Origin of the sequence: Sphingobacterium sp. JUb20 (assembly GCF_004342035.1) — a bacterium.
GTDB lineage: Bacteria > Bacteroidota > Bacteroidia > Sphingobacteriales > Sphingobacteriaceae > Sphingobacterium > Sphingobacterium anhuiense.
This window is the reverse complement of the sequence record NZ_SLYV01000010.1, coordinates 95644-113026: the sequence shown is the minus strand read 5'-3', so window position 1 is coordinate 113026 and position 17383 is coordinate 95644. Positions and strand designations below refer to the sequence as shown.

The window sequence follows — 17383 nt, the reverse complement described above, 5'->3', positions numbered from 1 at the left end:
ATGCTTTTCAATCAATTTGATTGATTAACTCCTATTTTATCTAAGAGTAATTTGATCAGTTCAAATTCTGCTTGCCATACATTCTGTTTGGCTTTATGATAGGAGAGAATTGATTGATTGTAATCTGATAACATGGAGCGTCCCTCTCGATATCGTGATTCTTGTTCTTTTTTTTCTTGTGCTGCCAATTGTTCAATATTATGAAAGCGGAAGAGTTTTTGTTGTGCAGTCTTAATTTTAACAATTTGCTGTTGCGCATTGATCTGGTCGATTTGCTGTTCCTGATGTAATTGTAATTCCAATACACCTGAATTTAATATTTCTTTTTTCAAGGTTGGCTGTGCGGTAAAATAAGCGGATAAGGGTATGCGAAGCACTAGATTGATGTAACTATTTCCATACCACGAATGGCCTCTATCCAAGCGGAATTCATTACTAAAATACTGTTTCCCTAGGTAGGCGTTTGTTGATAGGGTCGGCAACAGCTGTTTTTTGACACCTTGCATCTGTAATTTGTTGATCTGTTGATCTAATTCTAATGACTTAATGGTATAATTTTCATGTTGCAAATTTTTGACGAAAGAACAGATTTCCTCGATATTTGAATTTAAGGATTGTGTTTGAGCGAGATCGGTATACTTTCTTAACTCTAAGTCAGCATCTTCTAGAACCGACCAAGCATCGTATAGTCCGATCAGATGCTGTTCATATTCTTGTTGCGCATTTAAATACTGACTAGATGGGAGACGTCCAGCTTCATAACGAGCTTTGCTAATTTTCAAAATTTCATTATAAGAAGCAGAATCCTGTAATGCGAGCTCATACTGTTGTGTTGCAAGTACAACAGAAGCATAAGCTAGTGTAGCATTTTTTTTCCACTCTTGTATATGTTGCTCTTTGTTGATATCTTCTTTTTGTATTTCAAATGATTTTTGTTTCTCATCGAGCTGTCGTTTTGGATCAAATAAATTCCATTCCATCTGTATTCCCGCTTTGGAAGACCATTTTGTGGCAAATTTTAAAGGAAGTATAGCACCTTCCAATGCATTCGGATCAAATGCAATTGCCGGGACTGGCGTGGTCGGGATAATAAGATTCCGTTGCAGGTTAGCATCTATGTAAAATACCGGAATACGAGTATTTCTTAATTCTTTTAATTCCTGTATTTTAATTCCTCTTTTTAAAAGATCTTGTTGGTATATGAGGTTTTTATCAACCTCTTTCCATAGTTGTGCAATGCTCAATTTTTGTGCTTGAACGAAGATTGGAAAAATTGTTAGTATAGTAAATAGGATCTTCTTCATGTTAAAAAACAGATGCCGGTTCTAATTTGGTTATTTTTCTAACTGCAAATAATGAACCGCCAATTGAAATAAGCAATGTAATGAATAGTAGAAACAAGGCAAAAAGTGGGGAAATATCAATTACTAATCCAGCACCGGCAACACCGAATTTAAATCCTGCCAATAAAAACATGGCAATAAGATAGCCAATGACAGCATATAAAAATGCTTGAGCAATAATAAGTTTATTTACATAGCTTTTTTTTGCTCCGATCGCTTTTAGCGTCCCATAATCTTTAATTCTATCTAAAGCAGATGAATATAAGGTAAGTCCGATAATGAAAAAGCCACTAATCATAGCGAAAAGGACAAGAGTTCCAAAGCTCATTCCCATATTGGAGGTAATCAAGATTTCTTTGATTGTAGACTGTTGCAATTTCTTGGCATCCCAAGCACGGAGCTGTGGAAATAATTGCTGAATATCGTTGCGTACCTTTTCCTTATCTGTTCCGGGCTTTAATCTTGCAATAATGATGTTGACTTTAAAAGGAGATACATTTCCCAGAAATATGGCATTTTCCATAGAGGTATACATTAAACTTGCTCCGAAAGCTTGCGCTTGCTTTGTTATTACACTAATTTTGGCACTTTGACCATTGATTTCTATGGCTTTATCGACAAATAAATTTGTATTCCATGTTTTTGAACTGAAAAACTCGGCCGACACTGTACTTGGAGTTGTTAATGAAGATAAATTTCCTTCCTTTATCCTTTCGGTCTTAGGGCCCATAACAAAGTCTGGAGCATCGGCACCAATTAGCGTTACTGAAGCCGTTTTTCCATCTAAAAAAGTTGCTCGTGCTGGTGCTAATATTACAGGATAGGTATGCTCAATATCGTTTAAGCTCCCTATTTGCTGAACCAGTCGCTTATCGATACTATTTACAGCATTTATATTGTTACTCTGTGCTTCAATAATCCATAGATCATTTTCTTGAACAGGAGCATTGCCCACTAGATTTCCCATTAGCCCCATCAGAAAAAAAAGGAGCCCGAGCTGTTGTCCGATTAGAAAGATACTGATGACAATTGCCGTAATGATTCCTACACTTTTTGCGCGATCATATTTGATGAATTTAAAAGCTAATGCTAACATGCTATTTCATCTTTATTGTACAGTCTACCTTGGCATTGATAGGTAGTTGATTATTGTTATTTACCTGTATTTTTATTTTTCGAACACGGCGGTCTTCTCCTTCATTTGCGGTTTCATATAGAATCGATTTGTTCGATAAGATGGGGCTTATGTAGAAGATCTGTCCCGTAATAGGATTATCTTTTCTGCCTACCGGCAGGATAGTTACCGATTGACCAATTTTAACATCCTGAGCAAATAATTCATCGACTTCGGCTTCAATAATTGGGTTTGAAACATTCACTATTTTTCCAAGCTCATTTGCATTGCCGACACTTTGCCCAACTTTGGCAGTTAGATCCATAATAATTCCTGATTTACGTGCCTTTATGTTGAAATCATTCTCCTGATTCTGTATTTTTTGAATCTGTAAATATTGTTCATGTTCTTTTATCTGCTGCGCTCTGCGCTTTTCTTGAAGACCTTTTAACGTTAATTCTTGTTGTCGCCAACTGGTAAGATCCGTTTCCATTACCTCTTTTGACTCTGCATTTTGGGCAAACAGACGTTTAGAAGTTTCATATTTAGCTTGCAATTCTTTTAGATTTAAGTTTGCTTTTTCAATATCCTCAACTGTAGTTCTGTTTTCGGTGACTGCCGCATTTAACTTTGTTTGCTCTTGCTCGATATCTAATGTAATATTGCCTTTATCAAGTAGGACAAGAAGCTCTCCTGCCTGAACTGTATCTCCCTCTTTAATCAGTACCTGTTTAATAATTGCAGCGGTTGTGCTAGCAATAATGGCCCAATCTTCTGAAGGAATTATCTTACCAATCGCTTTTATTTCGGTTATATCTTGTAAGATTTGTTTATTAGTATGTGATGTTTTCGGCTTCTTATCCGAAGTGCAGGCCATTGTCATCATTACAATAGCTATAGTTATCGCGATTCTATTTGTAATCTTGTTCATTATTAATCACATCTGAAACTTTTCCTTCTTCTACATATATTACTTTATCTGCATATTTGCGCAGACGTAAATCATGGGTAACAATAATGACTGCCTTGTTTTTGGAAGCTAGTGTTTTTAGTTCTTGCATAATGCTTGTGGCACTTTTAGCATCAAGCGATGCGGTTGGTTCGTCACATAGGATCATTGCAGGATTAGTCACCAAAGCACGCGCAATTGCTACCCGTTGTTTCTGTCCCCCACTTAATCTTTTTGGAAGTGTCTTCATTTTAGTTGATAATCCTACTTCATCCAAAGCTCTGCTTGCACGGACGATAGCTTCCTTTTTTGTAATGCCTTGCAAAATGAGTGGTTGGATTACATTTTCTAAAGCATTTAATGGTTCTATAAGATTAAACTGTTGAAATACAAAACCGATTTCATGTAACCGTAATTGTGCTAAATCGGATTCCTTTAAGTTGTTAACATGTGTTTCTTTATAAAAAACATCACCAGCGGTAGGATAGATCACAAAGCCTAAAATTGATAATAGTGTTGTCTTTCCACTACCCGAAGGCCCCATTATTAAAGTCAATTTATTTGTCTCAAAACTAACATTGGTAGTATCTAATGCAGTTATAACAGAATCGCCTGTCTTGTAAATTTTTTTAACGTTTTTTAGTGTGACGATTCCTTGTTGCATGTCGAATTTTTATTAAAACAAGTGGTAAGAGGCAATGTTTGCACCGACTTACACGAATATCGATAAAATTTTATAGAAAGTGATAGATAAACGATCATTTAACTGGGATACCCGAACTTAAAATTTTGGAAGTAATGAACTTTGATATTTTTTTGTGATCATAAGGATAGACTTTCTAAGCTTGTGTTTCTTAAAAAGGATTTTTATAATTTTTTAAGATTATAATGATGTGTGTATCAAGATGTTTTTCTTGTAATATTGATAAATAATAACCAAATTAGTTTCATAATACAACCAACAAAAATCATATAGGAAGTAGTTCAAGATCAAAAGAAAATATTGCTTGAGAGAAGATATATGAGTATAAACCTGATAATCTAAAATGATATTATGCAGTACCGAAATCGTATAGAGACAACCAGCCCATAACATGAGTTTTCCGTTATTGGTATTGTGTTACGAATTTTCATTGCGAATATTTAAAGATGTTGTTAAATAGATTCTTGGTTGTGTAGGCTTATGTATCCTAAAAAACTGGAATAAATACCATGTTGTTAATTAAAACTATATTTAAATGAATACAGTAAAAAGATATGCTTTAGTTGGAATTGTCACAGTGACGTTATTTTCCTTTTCTGCTTATGGGCAATTAGCGTATCCGCCAGAGGTACAGAAATGGGATGCTGATGCATTCGGAAATCATCGGGCGATAGTGAGGGTAAATAGTCAAGAAAAAGAGGTACAGGTCGTTTTGCCTTGGCGTAACCGTTGGATGGAACCTAAGCAGCAACTTATCATGGTAGATAGTGCAAGTAACAAAAAGTTAGTTCCCAATACTTATTTGTGGATCAATGCTGAATCGGGGGCTTTTCGCTTTAATCCTTTAGCAAATCATGGAACGTACTACATTTATTATTTACCCTATAAAATGGGGGGACGCAGTGCTAATTACCCTGATGCCATCTACCTCAAGAATCCTATTGCAGCACCTTCGGATGCAAAACCTGAAATTCAAAACTCGAAAGGTGTTTCATTTGATCGTTTCGAATCGGTGGATCACTATAATAGTAATGATCCTATGGAAATTCTTGCAACTCAGAAAGAGATCGAAGCATTTGTTTCCCATAATGCTAAGAAATCCTATTATGTATTTCCGGAGTTAAGGGAATTTCCTGTAAAAATGGAAAAACAATTACCCCAGCGCTGGATAGGCATTGACAGACCTCGTGATCGTATTTATGGACAAGCAAAACGAGGTGAATATTATGCTTTTCAAGTTGCTCTTTGGTCTTCTAAGCATGATTTAAGGGATGTAAAAGTTTCATTTTCAGACTTTAAATCTAAGGATGGATCGTTGATCACTGCAGAGAACTTGAACTGTCTAAATACGCAAGGTATTGATTATACTGGACAACCGATGAAATTAAAAGTTTCTGTTCCGATAAATAATATCCAGTCGCTTTGGTGTGGTCTTCAAGTTCCTGAAACTATAGGTGCTGGAGTGTATGAAGGAACAATAAAAGTAAAACCAGCCAATGCTGAGGAACAAGTGATAAACGTTATTGTAGAAGTTACAGCCGATCTGATAAAGGATCATGGTGCGGATGAACCTTGGAATATGACACGCCTTCCGTGGTTGAACTCTACTTTAGCACAAAAGAATACACTTATCGCGCCATATACAGCACTGCAGATGAAAGCTGATTCTACTTTACAAATATTGGGGAGAGCGGTTAAATTGAGTGCATCGGGATTACCCGGACAGATCAGCACGTTTTTTACACCGGAATTAACGGAAATTTCAGATAAACCAAATAATCTTCTAGATGGACCTATGCAGTTTAATCTTTATGGAGCCATTGATGGAAGAGCTATAAAAATGAATAATAGTGGAATTAAGTTTGTCGAAAGAAATGAAGGCCAATATTGTTGGACAGCAATGAATAGTTCTCCACAACTTAACATGGAAGTAAATGGACGTCTGGAATTTGATGGTTACTTACATTACGAAGTTAAGCTAACTGCTCAGGAGGATGTTTCATTAAAAGATATCCAGATGCATATTCCGATGCAGTCCCAATATGCAACCTATTTTATGGGTTTGGGAGAAAAAGGAGGGAAAAGGCCTAATAAACTGACTTGGAAATGGGATGTGGCCAATAAAAATCAGGATGGTGGCTGGATAGGAGCTGTTCATGCCGGAATACAGTTTTCACTTCGTGACGAACATTATTCAAGACCGCTCAATACTAATTTTTACCTGCAAAAACCATTGGTATTACCAAAATCTTGGGGTAACGACAATAAAGGTGGAATCAATATTATAGAAGAAGGAAACTCAGTTGTAGTAAATAATTATAGTGGTGAACGAATATTGAAAAAAGGAGATATTCTCTACTATAATTTTAATTTACTGATTACTCCTTTTCATCCGTTGAATACCGAAGCCCAATGGAACGAACGTTATTATCATGCTTATAAACCTGTAGATTCGGTTGTACAGAGTGGATCTAATGTGATTAATATACATCATGCTAATGAAATAAATCCCTACATCAATTATCCTTTTATTGCTACTAAGGAAATGAAGCATTATGTAGATGAAGCCCATCAAGCAGGATTGAAAGTGAAAATATATAATACGGTTAGGGAAGTTTCCAACAGAGTCTATGAACTGTATCCGTTAAGAAGCTTAGGGCATGAGGTATTCTCCTCTGGTAAAGGACAGGGATATTCATGGCTACAGGAACATTTGGGAAGGGATTATATTGCTGCTTGGTATGTGCCTCAATTTAAGGATGCTGCAATCATCAACAGTGGAATGAATAGATGGCATAACTACTATGTTGAAGGTATGAACTGGTTGGTCGATCGTATTGGTATTGATGGTATTTATCTCGATGACGTTGCATTTGATCGGATCACGATGAAACGCATAAAAAGGGTACTAACTAAAAATGGTAAAGCTGGATTAATTGATCTACACTCCGCTAATCAGTTTAATAAGAGTGATGGTTTTAATAACAGTGCAAATCTTTATTTGGAACATTTTCCTTATCTCAATAGACTGTGGTTTGGTGAATATTTTGATTATGAAAACAATCAACCGGACTTTTTTTTAACAGAGGTGAGCGGTATTCCATTTGGATTGATGGGGGAAATGTTACAGGACGGTGGAAATCCTTGGCGAGGCATGATCTATGGTATGACTAACCGTATGCCTTATCAAAAATTAACACCTGCCGGACTGTGGAAAGCATGGGATGATTTTGGTATCAAAGGAAGTAAAATGATCGGTTACTGGTCTCCAAATATCCCTATAAAAACGAATAAAGAGAATGTTTTGACTACTGTTTTTCAAAAAAGAAATAAAACTATGCTGGCAATAGCGAGCTGGGCTCCGGAAAATACCGCAGTTAAATTGGAGATTGATTGGAGTAAATTGGGCGTAAATCCACAGAAAGCAAACATATATGCTCCAGCAATACCTCTTTTTCAAGTTGAGGGAAGATATAAAGCTGATGACCTAATTATGATCGAAAAAGGCAAGGGTATGATCCTCATTATTGAGGAATCTACTGAAAGGTAGTCGTTTTCAATTGATCTGAAAAAATTATCATGAGTATTTCGCATGCACGTAACAAAGGTATGCTTATGATAGTTTTTTTAAGACGAAGAGCTGATTATGATTGCTTGATCACCCTAAAAAAATAATCGAGCGAAACGAAGTCATACAGGTTATAACAATTTTATAAATAATTATTCTGATGAAAAAGTGGATTATCTTACTCACATTAACCAGCAGTTTGTACCGGGTACAGGGTCAGAGCCCAGCAAGCATTACTGAAATATACAAGCAGTATACAACTTATCCTTTTTCAGATCCGGATCCTATCGCTGCCCCACAGAAATTATATCCATATTTTCGTTTTGATGGCTTTTCTCATAAAGCAGTTGAAAAAAAATGGAAGGCAGTACTATTAGAAAATGATTATATCCGGGTACAGGTTATGCCAGAAATCGGAGGAAAGATCTGGTCTGCCTATGATAAGGTTAATAAAAGGGATTACATTTATAATAATGATGTTGTCAAATTTCGAGATATTGCGATGCGTGGTCCCTGGACTAGTGGGGGTATTGAGGCTAATTATGGCATTATAGGTCATACACCCAATACTTCGACACCTGTTGATTATCGGATGATTAAAAATGAGGATGGCAGTGTTAGTTGCTTAATTCATGCATTTGATTTGTTAAGCCGGAGCCACTGGACACTTGAGATCAAGCTTGAGAAAGATAAAGGGTATTTTTCAACACGATCTTTCTGGACGAATGCCAATGCCGTGGAGCAACCTTATTATACATGGATGAATCTTGGAGTAGCAGCAAGTGAGGATCTACATTTTTTATATCCTGGCAATAAGTATATCGGTCATGATGGCGATACACATCCTTGGCCAATGGATTCGCAAGGTCGAGATCTTTCTACTTATCGGGGCAATGCTTTTGGTAGTTCTAAATCTTATCATGTCTTGGGCATACATAGTAATACCTTTGGAGTCTATTATGCTGATCAAAATCAGGGTATGATGCGCTATGCATTGCGGGAAGATAAACTAGGAAAGAAAATATTTTTATGGTCACAGGCTGGCGATGGTCAAATATGGGAAGAGCTATTGACAGATAGGAGTGGGCAGTATGTGGAGATACAGAGCGGTAGGCTTTTTAATCAAAATGTACCTTCCAGTAGTTTAACTCCTTTTAAACAGGTCGGGTTTGCGCCCTATCAGTCTGATGTTTGGACTGAATATTGGATGCCTTTTGCGGGCATTGGTAAGCCAGCTGATGTACAACTTTCGGCAGCGATTAGCTTTGAGAAGAAGCAACAGGAATTGCTCATAACTATTGACCCTAAACGCACTCTCAAAGATACGGTTCGATTTCTGGATGGAAAGGGGAATGCCATAGAATCGACGTTTTTGAAAGCTGATGTGGGTGCGATTCAAAAACTAACTGTTGGGAGTAACTCTAGTGAACAGGTAAAAATACTACAGATTGGAACAGATTATTTTGATCTAAAGTTATCAGATGAAGAAAAGCAATTAAACCGCCCAACACAAATATTGCCGGAAGAAAAGTTAGATAGCAATACAGTTAAACTGTATGAAGCACGAGATTTTATTCGATTCCGTCAGTATGAGCAAGCGGCAATAAAACTGAAAGAATTGGATAGGGATCAATATAGAACTTCGGAGATGATGTTGGAAATGTCAAAATTAGCCTGGTTTAAAATGGATTATCAGGAAGGATATAATTATGCCCGACAGGCTTTGGCAATTGATACCTATGCTGCGGCAGCTAACTATTACTACGGGTTGCATGCCTTAAAATTAGGAAAAAATTTTGATGCTCTTGATGGTTTGGAAGTGGCAACTCTAGATCCTAACTGGAGAAGCGCGGCTTATACACAATTGGCCCGATATTATTATCGAATACAGCAATACCAGCGTAGTATTGAATATGCTGAAAAAGCTGTCTTGGCAAATGCTATGAATATAGAAGCACTACAAATTTGTTATCTGCTAAATGATAAACAAGATCGTGTAAAAGTCGAGAAATACAGCAAAATACTTGCCCATTACGATCCTTTTAATGCATTTCTAATATACGAGGAAGGGCGAAAGATGGTGTCGCAACAAGAATTTAGCTCGCAAACAGTATTTGAACTTGCTATATGGTACGCAGGTTTGCACGAATATCAAAAAGCTAAAATGGTACTTCAGGGAATTGTGATGGACACCGAAATGCTTTATTGGATGGCTTGGTTGAGCAGGAATGATGTGGTCGAGAGTGCGGAATGGATGAAAAAGGCCGAAACAAGTAATCCATTATTTGTATTTCCTTTTAGAGAAGAAAGTGAAACTGTATTTGCGTGGGTACAAGGAAAGCAAAAAAGTTGGAAAATTAATTACTTGATGGCTTTATTATACCGTTTTAGGAATCAAAAAGAGCATGCATTAGATCAATTGAAACATACTAATGAGCCAATTGATTTCGCACCGTTTTATGCTATGAGATCGGGTTTGGAAGAGAAAGATCTAGCGGTTGACGATATGCGACGTGCTGGAGCAATAGATCACAACGAATGGCGTTATGGTCTTCATTTGACCGAGATATTAAATAATCAAACTAATTATGGACAAGCGCTTATTGTTATTTCAGATTATGAACGCAGATTTCCGAAGAACTATATCATAGGTTTGACGTTAATCCGTACTTTATTACTCAATGAACAATATGCAAAAGCGGAAAAGGCATTAGAAGGTATGGATATTTTACCATTTGAAGGGGCAACCGAAGGACATCGATATTATGTACAGTCTAAGCTTATGCTTGCTTATCAGTACATTCTTAAAAAAGAATATAAAGCGGCTCTTCGAAAAATAGCAGAATCGCGAAATTGGCCAAAGAATCTTGGTGCGGGTGAACCGTATGCTGATGAAAAAAATGAATTGCTGGCAGATTGGTTGATGGCGATCTTAATGAAGCAACAAGGAAACAATGATGCTGAAAAAAACTGTTTGCAACAGGTAAAAAATCAAATTAAATCTAGAAATATATATGAGAAACTTTTACAGCAGATAGCCGCAGAAAAGTTAGGAGAGAACATAACAATTTTAAGCAATGTTGTGTCAGAAAGAGCATGTAAGATGGAACAGCAGATTCGAGAAGGACGATTGGAGAGGTACTGGCCAGAGCTCATACGTGCTGTGTATTTTTCATTAGATGATAGGATGTTTTAGTATTATTGATTCTGCCATAAAAAAAGTGTAACAAAATTGATAAAGATGCGACTAATACAAAAATAACTTTATTAATTATGAAGCAGATTCTTTATGCAATTGTATTTGTAATTTTGGGTATGTCAAATACGCAAGCACAGATCAAAGGCGATTGGACCGGTACATTGGATTACCAAGGTACTGCAATTGCCATTATTTTTCACTTAACCGAGACCGACGGTAAAGTTCAGGGTACTATGGATGTTCCACTTCAGGGGGCTGTTGGAATTCCCCTGTCTGTTGTCACTTTCGAAAACAAGCAACTTGTTTTGAGTATTGAGCAAGCAGGAATTAAGTATAGTGGTAAATTGGAAAATGGAAAAATCACAGGTACATATACACAAGGTGACGCCAAGCTATCTTTAATTTTGGAAAATAAAGTAATCACTAAGCCTGGCGATACTACATTGGTATCTACCAAAGAACAGTTAGCAACACTTATTGCATTGGACAAAGGTAATTTTAAATATCAGGTTGAAGATTATTTTGCGAAACCAAAGCTATCCGGTTTTCAGTTATCTCCAAATGGTAAATATATCTCATATCGCGAGAAGGATGATAAGAATAAACGCCATGTAATGGTAAAAGAAGTCGCTACTGGTAAAGTTATTCGGGCTATTGAAGAAAAAAATGAGCTGATCCGCGGTATGGGTTGGATTAATGATGATCGTTTAGTGTACGTCATGGATCAGGGTGGTAACGAGAATTACCATCTTTATGCAATAAATATTGATGGAACTAATAATATTGACTTGACACCTTTTGAAAATATTCAAGCATCGATTTTGAATATGTTGAAGGAACAAAAGGATTTTATTATTATCCAGATGAATAAAGATAATAAACAGGTATTCGAACCTTATAAAGTTAATATTCAAACTGGGGTAATGGAAAAACTATTTACGAATGAAGATCCTGCAAATGCAATAGTTGGTTATGAATTTGATAAGGATGGTAACCTTCGTGGATATGCAAAGATGCAGAATGGTATAAATAGTCAATTTTTTTATAAGCCTCAAGGTGCCACAAATTTTGAACTTTTCCATACGACTAAGTGGGATGAAACATTTAGTGTTGTATCGTTTAACTATGCTTCTAAGAATTCCGATGAAGCTTATGTCTTAACTAATTTGGATTCCGACAAATCTCGAATTGTTTTGTACGATCTTAAAAATAAAAAGATATTAAGAGAAATCTACGCCAATGAAGAATATGATGCGAATCTAATTTCTCTTTCAAGAAAGCGCAATTGGGAAATTGACTTTGTGGGATATGAAGGAGAAAAGGTAATTATAAAACCGGTCAGCGAGACTTTTAAGAAAATTTATAAAAATCTGGAAAGCCAATTTAAAGGTTATGAGTTCTCGATTGCTGGTAAAACAGACAATGAAGATCAATTGTTAGTTGTTGTTCAAAGCGACAAACTTTATGGGCGTTATTATCATTATGATACCAAAAGTGGTAAAGCGACTCTATTAGTGGATTTGATGCCACAATTGAAAGAAGAGGATATGGCAGTGATGCGTCCAATTACTTTTAAATCCCGTGATGGAATGACTATTCATGGATATATCACATTGCCTAAAGTAGCTCTTGATGGTAAAAAAGTTCCTTTGATCGTAAACCCACATGGTGGTCCTCAGGGAATACGCGATAGCTGGGGCTTTAATCCCGAAACCCAATTGTTCGCAAGCCGAGGATATGCAACCCTTCAAGTGAATTTCCGTATATCTGGTGGATATGGAAAAGAATTCCTTCGTGCCGGTTTTAAGCAAATAGGCCGTAAAGCGATGGATGATGTTGAAGATGGTGTACAATATGCTATTGAGCAAGGTTGGGTTGATAAAAGTAATGTCGCGATCTATGGAGCTAGTCATGGTGGATACGCTGTACTAAGAGGTTTAGAAAAGACACCTGATCTGTATAAAGCGGGAGTTGATTATGTTGGTGTTTCTAATATTTTTACACTTATGAGTTCGATTCCTGAGTATTGGAAACCTTATAAAGAAATGTTATATGAAATATGGTATGATCTGAATAAAGAAGATGAAGCTGCAATCGCGAAAGAAGTATCACCAATTTTTCATATTGATGCAATCAAATCACCTTTATTTGTCGTACAAGGAGCAAATGACCCACGCGTTAAAATTGCTGAAGCTGATCAGATTGTAAAAGCTTTGCGGGATAAGGGTGTTGATGTACCCTATATGGTTAAATATGATGAAGGACATGGTTTTGGTAAAGAAGAAAATCAGATCGAGTTTTATAAAGCGATGATGGGATTCTTTAGTAAACATCTTCACTAATCAGGATCAAGATTATTTTATTAGAAAGCTGTCTTCTTTTATAAGGAAGACAGCTTTTTTATGTTAAAGCCGAGAGCCGATATTCGTTTGGACTAAGGCCTACATTCTTCTTGAAAAACCTTGAAAAATGTTGAGGATATTTAAATCCTAATTCATATGCAATTTCATTGATTGATTTACTTCGGTTGTAAATTTTATTTTTAGCTTCATCAATGATCTTATCCTTTATATATTCCTGTGCTGATTTGCCAGCTTCTTTTTTGATTAGGTCTCCAAAATAATTGGGCGATATGTTTAGTTTATCTGCAAAATACGCCACGGAAGGAATACCGTTTTCAATTAAATTATCACACTTGAAATAATGATTTAATAGCTGTTTAAAATTCTTTACCATCCCCCGATTAATATGATCTGGAACGCTGAATTGACGATCATAGAATCTTTCACAATAATTTAAAAACAACTCGACATTCGAGATTAATAGTTTTTTGCTGTGCTTGTCTATGGGTTGACTTAATTCATATTCGATTTTTGCGAAACAGTCAGATACGATCTTACATTCATTTGGAGTTAATAGCAATACTTGATGACTGTTATTTTGAAAAAAATGATAAACATTTAAATGTTCAGTAAGTGCTGTTCCTGCAATCAGATCCGGATGAAATACTAAGGCATGCCCTTTTCTAAAAACCTGATCGGCCGTATTTTCGATTCCGATCGTGTTGCCCGGAGCAATAAAAGAAAGCTTGCCTTCATGATTATCAAGTATAGATAGTGCAATACAATATAAATCCAAATGGACATTGCAATCTGGACGTAAGGTTGCTTTAGACCAGTCAACGATATTAACTAACGGATGGCGCACTTCAAAATGATTGAAAATGTTGAATGCATAAACGCTATTTAGATGAGTGATTTTTTTCATATTACTTACATTTATGATTTGATCAATTTTTGCCATTTAAGATAGGTTCCTGATCTCCATAACCATTCGATCGGACCGTAACGAAATTTCTGTAGCCACATATGACTTAACTGAATCTGGAGCATAGTATAGCCTAAACAGATCATAACGCTTAGAAATATACCAAGATCATATAGACCAAAGCCATATCCATAGAATATAAATACACCTAAGATCGACTGTACCATATAATTGGTCAGCCCCATTCGACCATAGCTTTCAAGTTTTGAAAGTTTCTTTTGCATCGTTTCTTTACTGTAAATAACTATGATGACAGCTAACCATAAATATGCTGCTAATAGGTTAATGAGATTATCTAAGGGAATTACTAGCCATTCAGCAATTGGATTACCATGTTGTGCCGGTAAGATCGGTTTTATAATATAAAGTAATATAACGGCACCTAAGGCCATCCAAGCTAAGCGATAAATCTGATTTTTGTATTTTTCAAGTTTTTCAAATAAACGTAAACGACCTGCCAATAATCCAAGAATAAAAAAGCCCATTGTCATATAGCCTCGTCCATATTCCCCAAATTGGAAGTTGAATTTAAAATGTAACTGTTCACTAAGGTTGTGCTGTATGTTTGTTAAAATCGATCCATTGAAAAATATTTCTTGCCAACGGCCTCTTCTTTCAGTCATCGTTTCAGTAATAGTTGATAGAATCTCTGGAGCAATTGATTTGTAAACAATGTTAGATAGCTGTGCACCGCCCAATAAAAAGAAAATCGAGATCGCAATCAACCATTTGTTGGATAATTTATACATAAAGATCAGCGGTACACCCAATAGCGCATAGATGATCAAGATATCATTTCGAAAAAGAGCGCTATGTATAAGACCGATGATAAATAGGATAATAAGACGCCAGAAAAATCGACCACGAAAATCAATACCTTTCTTAGCAGCATTATCCATTTGTATAAAGAAACTCAAGCCGAATAAAAAAGAAAAGATAATAAAGAATTTCCCCATGATGAAATACTGCAATATCCAGCTTAAGAGCGAGTCCATTGTACCGATCCAGGGCAATGGTGGTGGGGCAGTACTAGTGAATGCACCGAAATGCTGTAAGGCATGTGTCATACAAATACCGATTAGAGTAATACCCCTAATAGCATCTATGACAGTTATTCTATTGTTTGTAATTGCTTGTTTTGCTACTGGTTCCATAAACTATCTTGTAATAGGTAGTCGCAAAAATGTGGAAATTTATTAATGCCTATATGTAGGGATGGAACAAAGCGAAATATTGATTACTGAATACGAAAAATCTGAGAAATAAACGACGATGGTTTTACATATTTACCATCCATTCTTTAAAATCTGAAGCTTTATTTTTACTGACATAAATGCGTTCAGGGGTTTCTGTATCAAGTGTAATAAGTAAGCGGTTATCAAACCAGATGGTGATGCTCTCGACTGAATTTCTTGCAATAATGAACTGTTTGTTAGCACGATAAAAGTTCTTAGGATTTAAAGTAATATAGAGTTGCTCGAGTGTTCTTGAATAAGGATATTTACTGCCATCTTTGAGATAGATATGGGTACTTTTATCTGTTGTGTAAAAAAAAGAAACAGTCTGTAGGTCAATTGGAATTAATCTGTCTTGAACAGGAATTAAGATTTTATCTTTATACTGTTTGGCAGGAGCTAATTGCGTAATCTTTGAGATATAGGCTACTAGATCTGATTGTGTAAAACGTTGAAATTTTTGCAACGCGCGGTCAAGATCATTTTTCTTTATTGGTTTTAGCAAATAATCAATACTGTTGACCTTGAAGGCTTCAATAGCATATTCATCATAAGCAGTAGTAAAGATTATAGGAATTTCGACCTCAACATGATTGAAGATAAGAAATGCCGCACCATCAGAAAGATGAATATCCATTAAAATGAGATCCGGCGGTGGATTTGTAGTTAACCAGTTAATGGTCTGGCTGACACTTTCTGTATTACCTAATACCTGAATAGTGTGATCAATTTCTTTTAATATCTCAACCAAGCTTTCATAAGCTGCAGTTTCGTCTTCAACAATTAATACCTGCATCAATAATTACTTTAAGGGTAAATAAACTGTAAATGTTTTGCCATTATCTTCAATATGTATCGGTTTTTCCAGTAATAATATAAATCTACTTTCTAGATTTTTAAGACCTGTTCCGTTACTGACGGGTGCGACCAATTTAGGGTAAATAGGATTTGAAACAACAAGTTCATTGCGGTCATTGAAGTAAATATCAATGATCATTTTATGATCGCTGTCAATGATATTATGTACAACAATGTTATCCAATAAAGGGAGGATAGATAACACTGGTAATTTATAGTCCAATACTTCATCACTTATATCAACGTTATAGGTCAATTTATTGGCAAAGCGAACTTCCATCATATATTTAAAAGCATCTACGAAAGCAAGCTCTTCTCTCAAAGTAACCAGACCTTTTTTGTCACTCTGCAGAATGTATCGGAATACATCAGATAATTTGTTAACATAAGTTAAAGTGACTTCATCATTCTTTTTTCGAATTAAAGAAGTTAGACCATTTAGGGAATTAAAAAAGAAATGTGGGTTGATCTGATTGGTAAGTGCATCATAGCGGCTCTGTAGATTTTTCATGGTTAGCTCCTCAATCTGCTGTTCTTTTTTTCTCTTATCGCGATAGAGCTGTATAATGTACCCCACGAGCGAACTCAGGATAGAAACAACAAAGAATTGAAAGAGTACAAGACTTCCAAAATGCCTTACTTTGGTAAATAGTAAAAATGAAATACCGCCATATACAACGTAGCCGCTAGCTGATATCAAAAGATTGTAAGCGATCCGTTTTTTTAAGGTTGAAGATCGAAGATAAGTCAGATTGCTTTTAATCAAAATAAAAACCAATGAGATAAAGAACAGGTAGCGAAATAAGAAAAAGATGATATGCTGCATTTTTCTTGTTTCTTCTAATCCTCTTAATTCAAAAGGTAACCAGGTGATATCCGGGTATATAATAAATGTTGCGGCAGCGATACTGATTAATAAGACCTGCCATGAACTGTATTTTGCTAACAATATTTTTTTGATTTTGTACAACAATAAATAGTACTATTTATAAAGATACAACCTTCTGTTTCGAAAATAAATACCTGACCCGACTAAAACGAAAAATAAAGGATGAAGACGAAAGTATATTTTGTAATACACCATTCC

At 35.8% G+C, this 17383-nt stretch carries 11 protein-coding genes; 3 read left to right on the top strand and 8 right to left on the bottom strand.

What is annotated here, in order from left to right:
• Positions 1 to 11 precede the first annotated feature (11 nt).
• The 4 genes from EDF66_RS17500 to EDF66_RS17485 are packed head-to-tail and all read right to left on the bottom strand — an operon-like array spanning position 12 to position 4070.
• Positions 12 to 1304, bottom strand: a complete 1293-nt coding sequence (locus EDF66_RS17500; RefSeq protein WP_132844008.1) for a TolC family protein — start codon at positions 1302 to 1304, stop codon at positions 12 to 14.
• Position 1305: 1 nt separating this feature from the next.
• A complete protein-coding gene (locus tag EDF66_RS17495; protein WP_021189792.1) occupies positions 1306 to 2439 on the bottom strand; it encodes an ABC transporter permease in 1134 nt (377 codons plus the stop codon).
• A gap of 1 nt (position 2440) precedes the next feature.
• Positions 2441 to 3388 (bottom strand): efflux RND transporter periplasmic adaptor subunit, encoded by a 948-nt coding sequence (locus EDF66_RS17490; protein WP_132844006.1) that lies wholly within the window; start codon positions 3386 to 3388, stop codon positions 2441 to 2443.
• Entirely contained in the window at positions 3369 to 4070 is a 702-nt protein-coding gene (locus EDF66_RS17485) for an ABC transporter ATP-binding protein (protein WP_132771965.1), read from the bottom strand. Before EDF66_RS17485 ends, EDF66_RS17490 begins: the two co-directional genes overlap by 20 nt.
• A gap of 574 nt (positions 4071 to 4644) precedes the next feature.
• Between EDF66_RS17485 and EDF66_RS17480 the strand changes: the two genes are divergently transcribed.
• The 3 genes from EDF66_RS17480 to EDF66_RS17470 all read left to right on the top strand — a co-directional run bounded on the left by EDF66_RS17480 (position 4645) and on the right by EDF66_RS17470 (position 13218).
• On the top strand, positions 4645 to 7659 hold the full coding sequence (locus EDF66_RS17480; protein WP_243656077.1) for a glycoside hydrolase domain-containing protein: 3015 nt from the start codon (positions 4645 to 4647) through the stop codon (positions 7657 to 7659).
• 178 nt (positions 7660 to 7837) lie between these two features.
• Complete coding sequence (locus EDF66_RS17475; protein ID WP_132844005.1) at positions 7838 to 10873, top strand: DUF5107 domain-containing protein; 3036 nt, start codon at positions 7838 to 7840, stop codon at positions 10871 to 10873.
• Between the two features lie 77 nt (positions 10874 to 10950).
• Positions 10951 to 13218, top strand: a complete 2268-nt coding sequence (locus EDF66_RS17470) for an alpha/beta hydrolase family protein (RefSeq protein WP_207898672.1) — start codon at positions 10951 to 10953, stop codon at positions 13216 to 13218.
• Positions 13219 to 13276: 58 nt separating this feature from the next.
• On the opposite strand, the gene EDF66_RS17465 is transcribed toward EDF66_RS17470, so the two are convergent.
• The 4 genes from EDF66_RS17465 to EDF66_RS17450 all read right to left on the bottom strand — a co-directional run bounded on the left by EDF66_RS17465 (position 13277) and on the right by EDF66_RS17450 (position 17245).
• Positions 13277 to 14143 carry a helix-turn-helix domain-containing protein gene (locus tag EDF66_RS17465; RefSeq protein ID WP_132844003.1) on the bottom strand — a complete coding sequence of 289 codons (867 nt, stop codon included), beginning with the start codon at positions 14141 to 14143 and terminating at the stop codon, positions 13277 to 13279.
• 11 nt (positions 14144 to 14154) lie between these two features.
• Entirely contained in the window at positions 14155 to 15357 is a 1203-nt protein-coding gene (locus EDF66_RS17460; RefSeq protein WP_132844001.1) for a DUF418 domain-containing protein, read from the bottom strand.
• Positions 15358 to 15481: 124 nt separating this feature from the next.
• Entirely contained in the window at positions 15482 to 16234 is a 753-nt protein-coding gene (locus EDF66_RS17455; RefSeq protein WP_132843999.1) for a LytR/AlgR family response regulator transcription factor, read from the bottom strand.
• A gap of 6 nt (positions 16235 to 16240) precedes the next feature.
• On the bottom strand, positions 16241 to 17245 hold the full coding sequence (locus EDF66_RS17450; protein ID WP_132843998.1) for a sensor histidine kinase: 1005 nt from the start codon (positions 17243 to 17245) through the stop codon (positions 16241 to 16243).
• Positions 17246 to 17383 lie beyond the last annotated feature (138 nt).

Coding starts and splice junctions, on each gene's coding strand:
- EDF66_RS17470 (WP_207898672.1), top strand. CDS start 10,951: ATGAAGCAGATTCTTTATGCAATTGTATTTGTAATTTTGGGTATGTCA.
- EDF66_RS17500 (WP_132844008.1), bottom strand. CDS start 1,304: ATGAAGAAGATCCTATTTACTATACTAACAATTTTTCCAATCTTCGTT.
- EDF66_RS17490 (WP_132844006.1), bottom strand. CDS start 3,388: ATGAACAAGATTACAAATAGAATCGCGATAACTATAGCTATTGTAATG.
- EDF66_RS17475 (WP_132844005.1), top strand. CDS start 7,838: ATGAAAAAGTGGATTATCTTACTCACATTAACCAGCAGTTTGTACCGG.
- EDF66_RS17465 (WP_132844003.1), bottom strand. CDS start 14,143: ATGAAAAAAATCACTCATCTAAATAGCGTTTATGCATTCAACATTTTC.
- EDF66_RS17495 (WP_021189792.1), bottom strand. CDS start 2,439: ATGTTAGCATTAGCTTTTAAATTCATCAAATATGATCGCGCAAAAAGT.
- EDF66_RS17455 (WP_132843999.1), bottom strand. CDS start 16,234: ATGCAGGTATTAATTGTTGAAGACGAAACTGCAGCTTATGAAAGCTTG.
- EDF66_RS17485 (WP_132771965.1), bottom strand. CDS start 4,070: ATGCAACAAGGAATCGTCACACTAAAAAACGTTAAAAAAATTTACAAG.
- EDF66_RS17480 (WP_243656077.1), top strand. CDS start 4,645: ATGAATACAGTAAAAAGATATGCTTTAGTTGGAATTGTCACAGTGACG.
- EDF66_RS17460 (WP_132844001.1), bottom strand. CDS start 15,357: ATGGAACCAGTAGCAAAACAAGCAATTACAAACAATAGAATAACTGTC.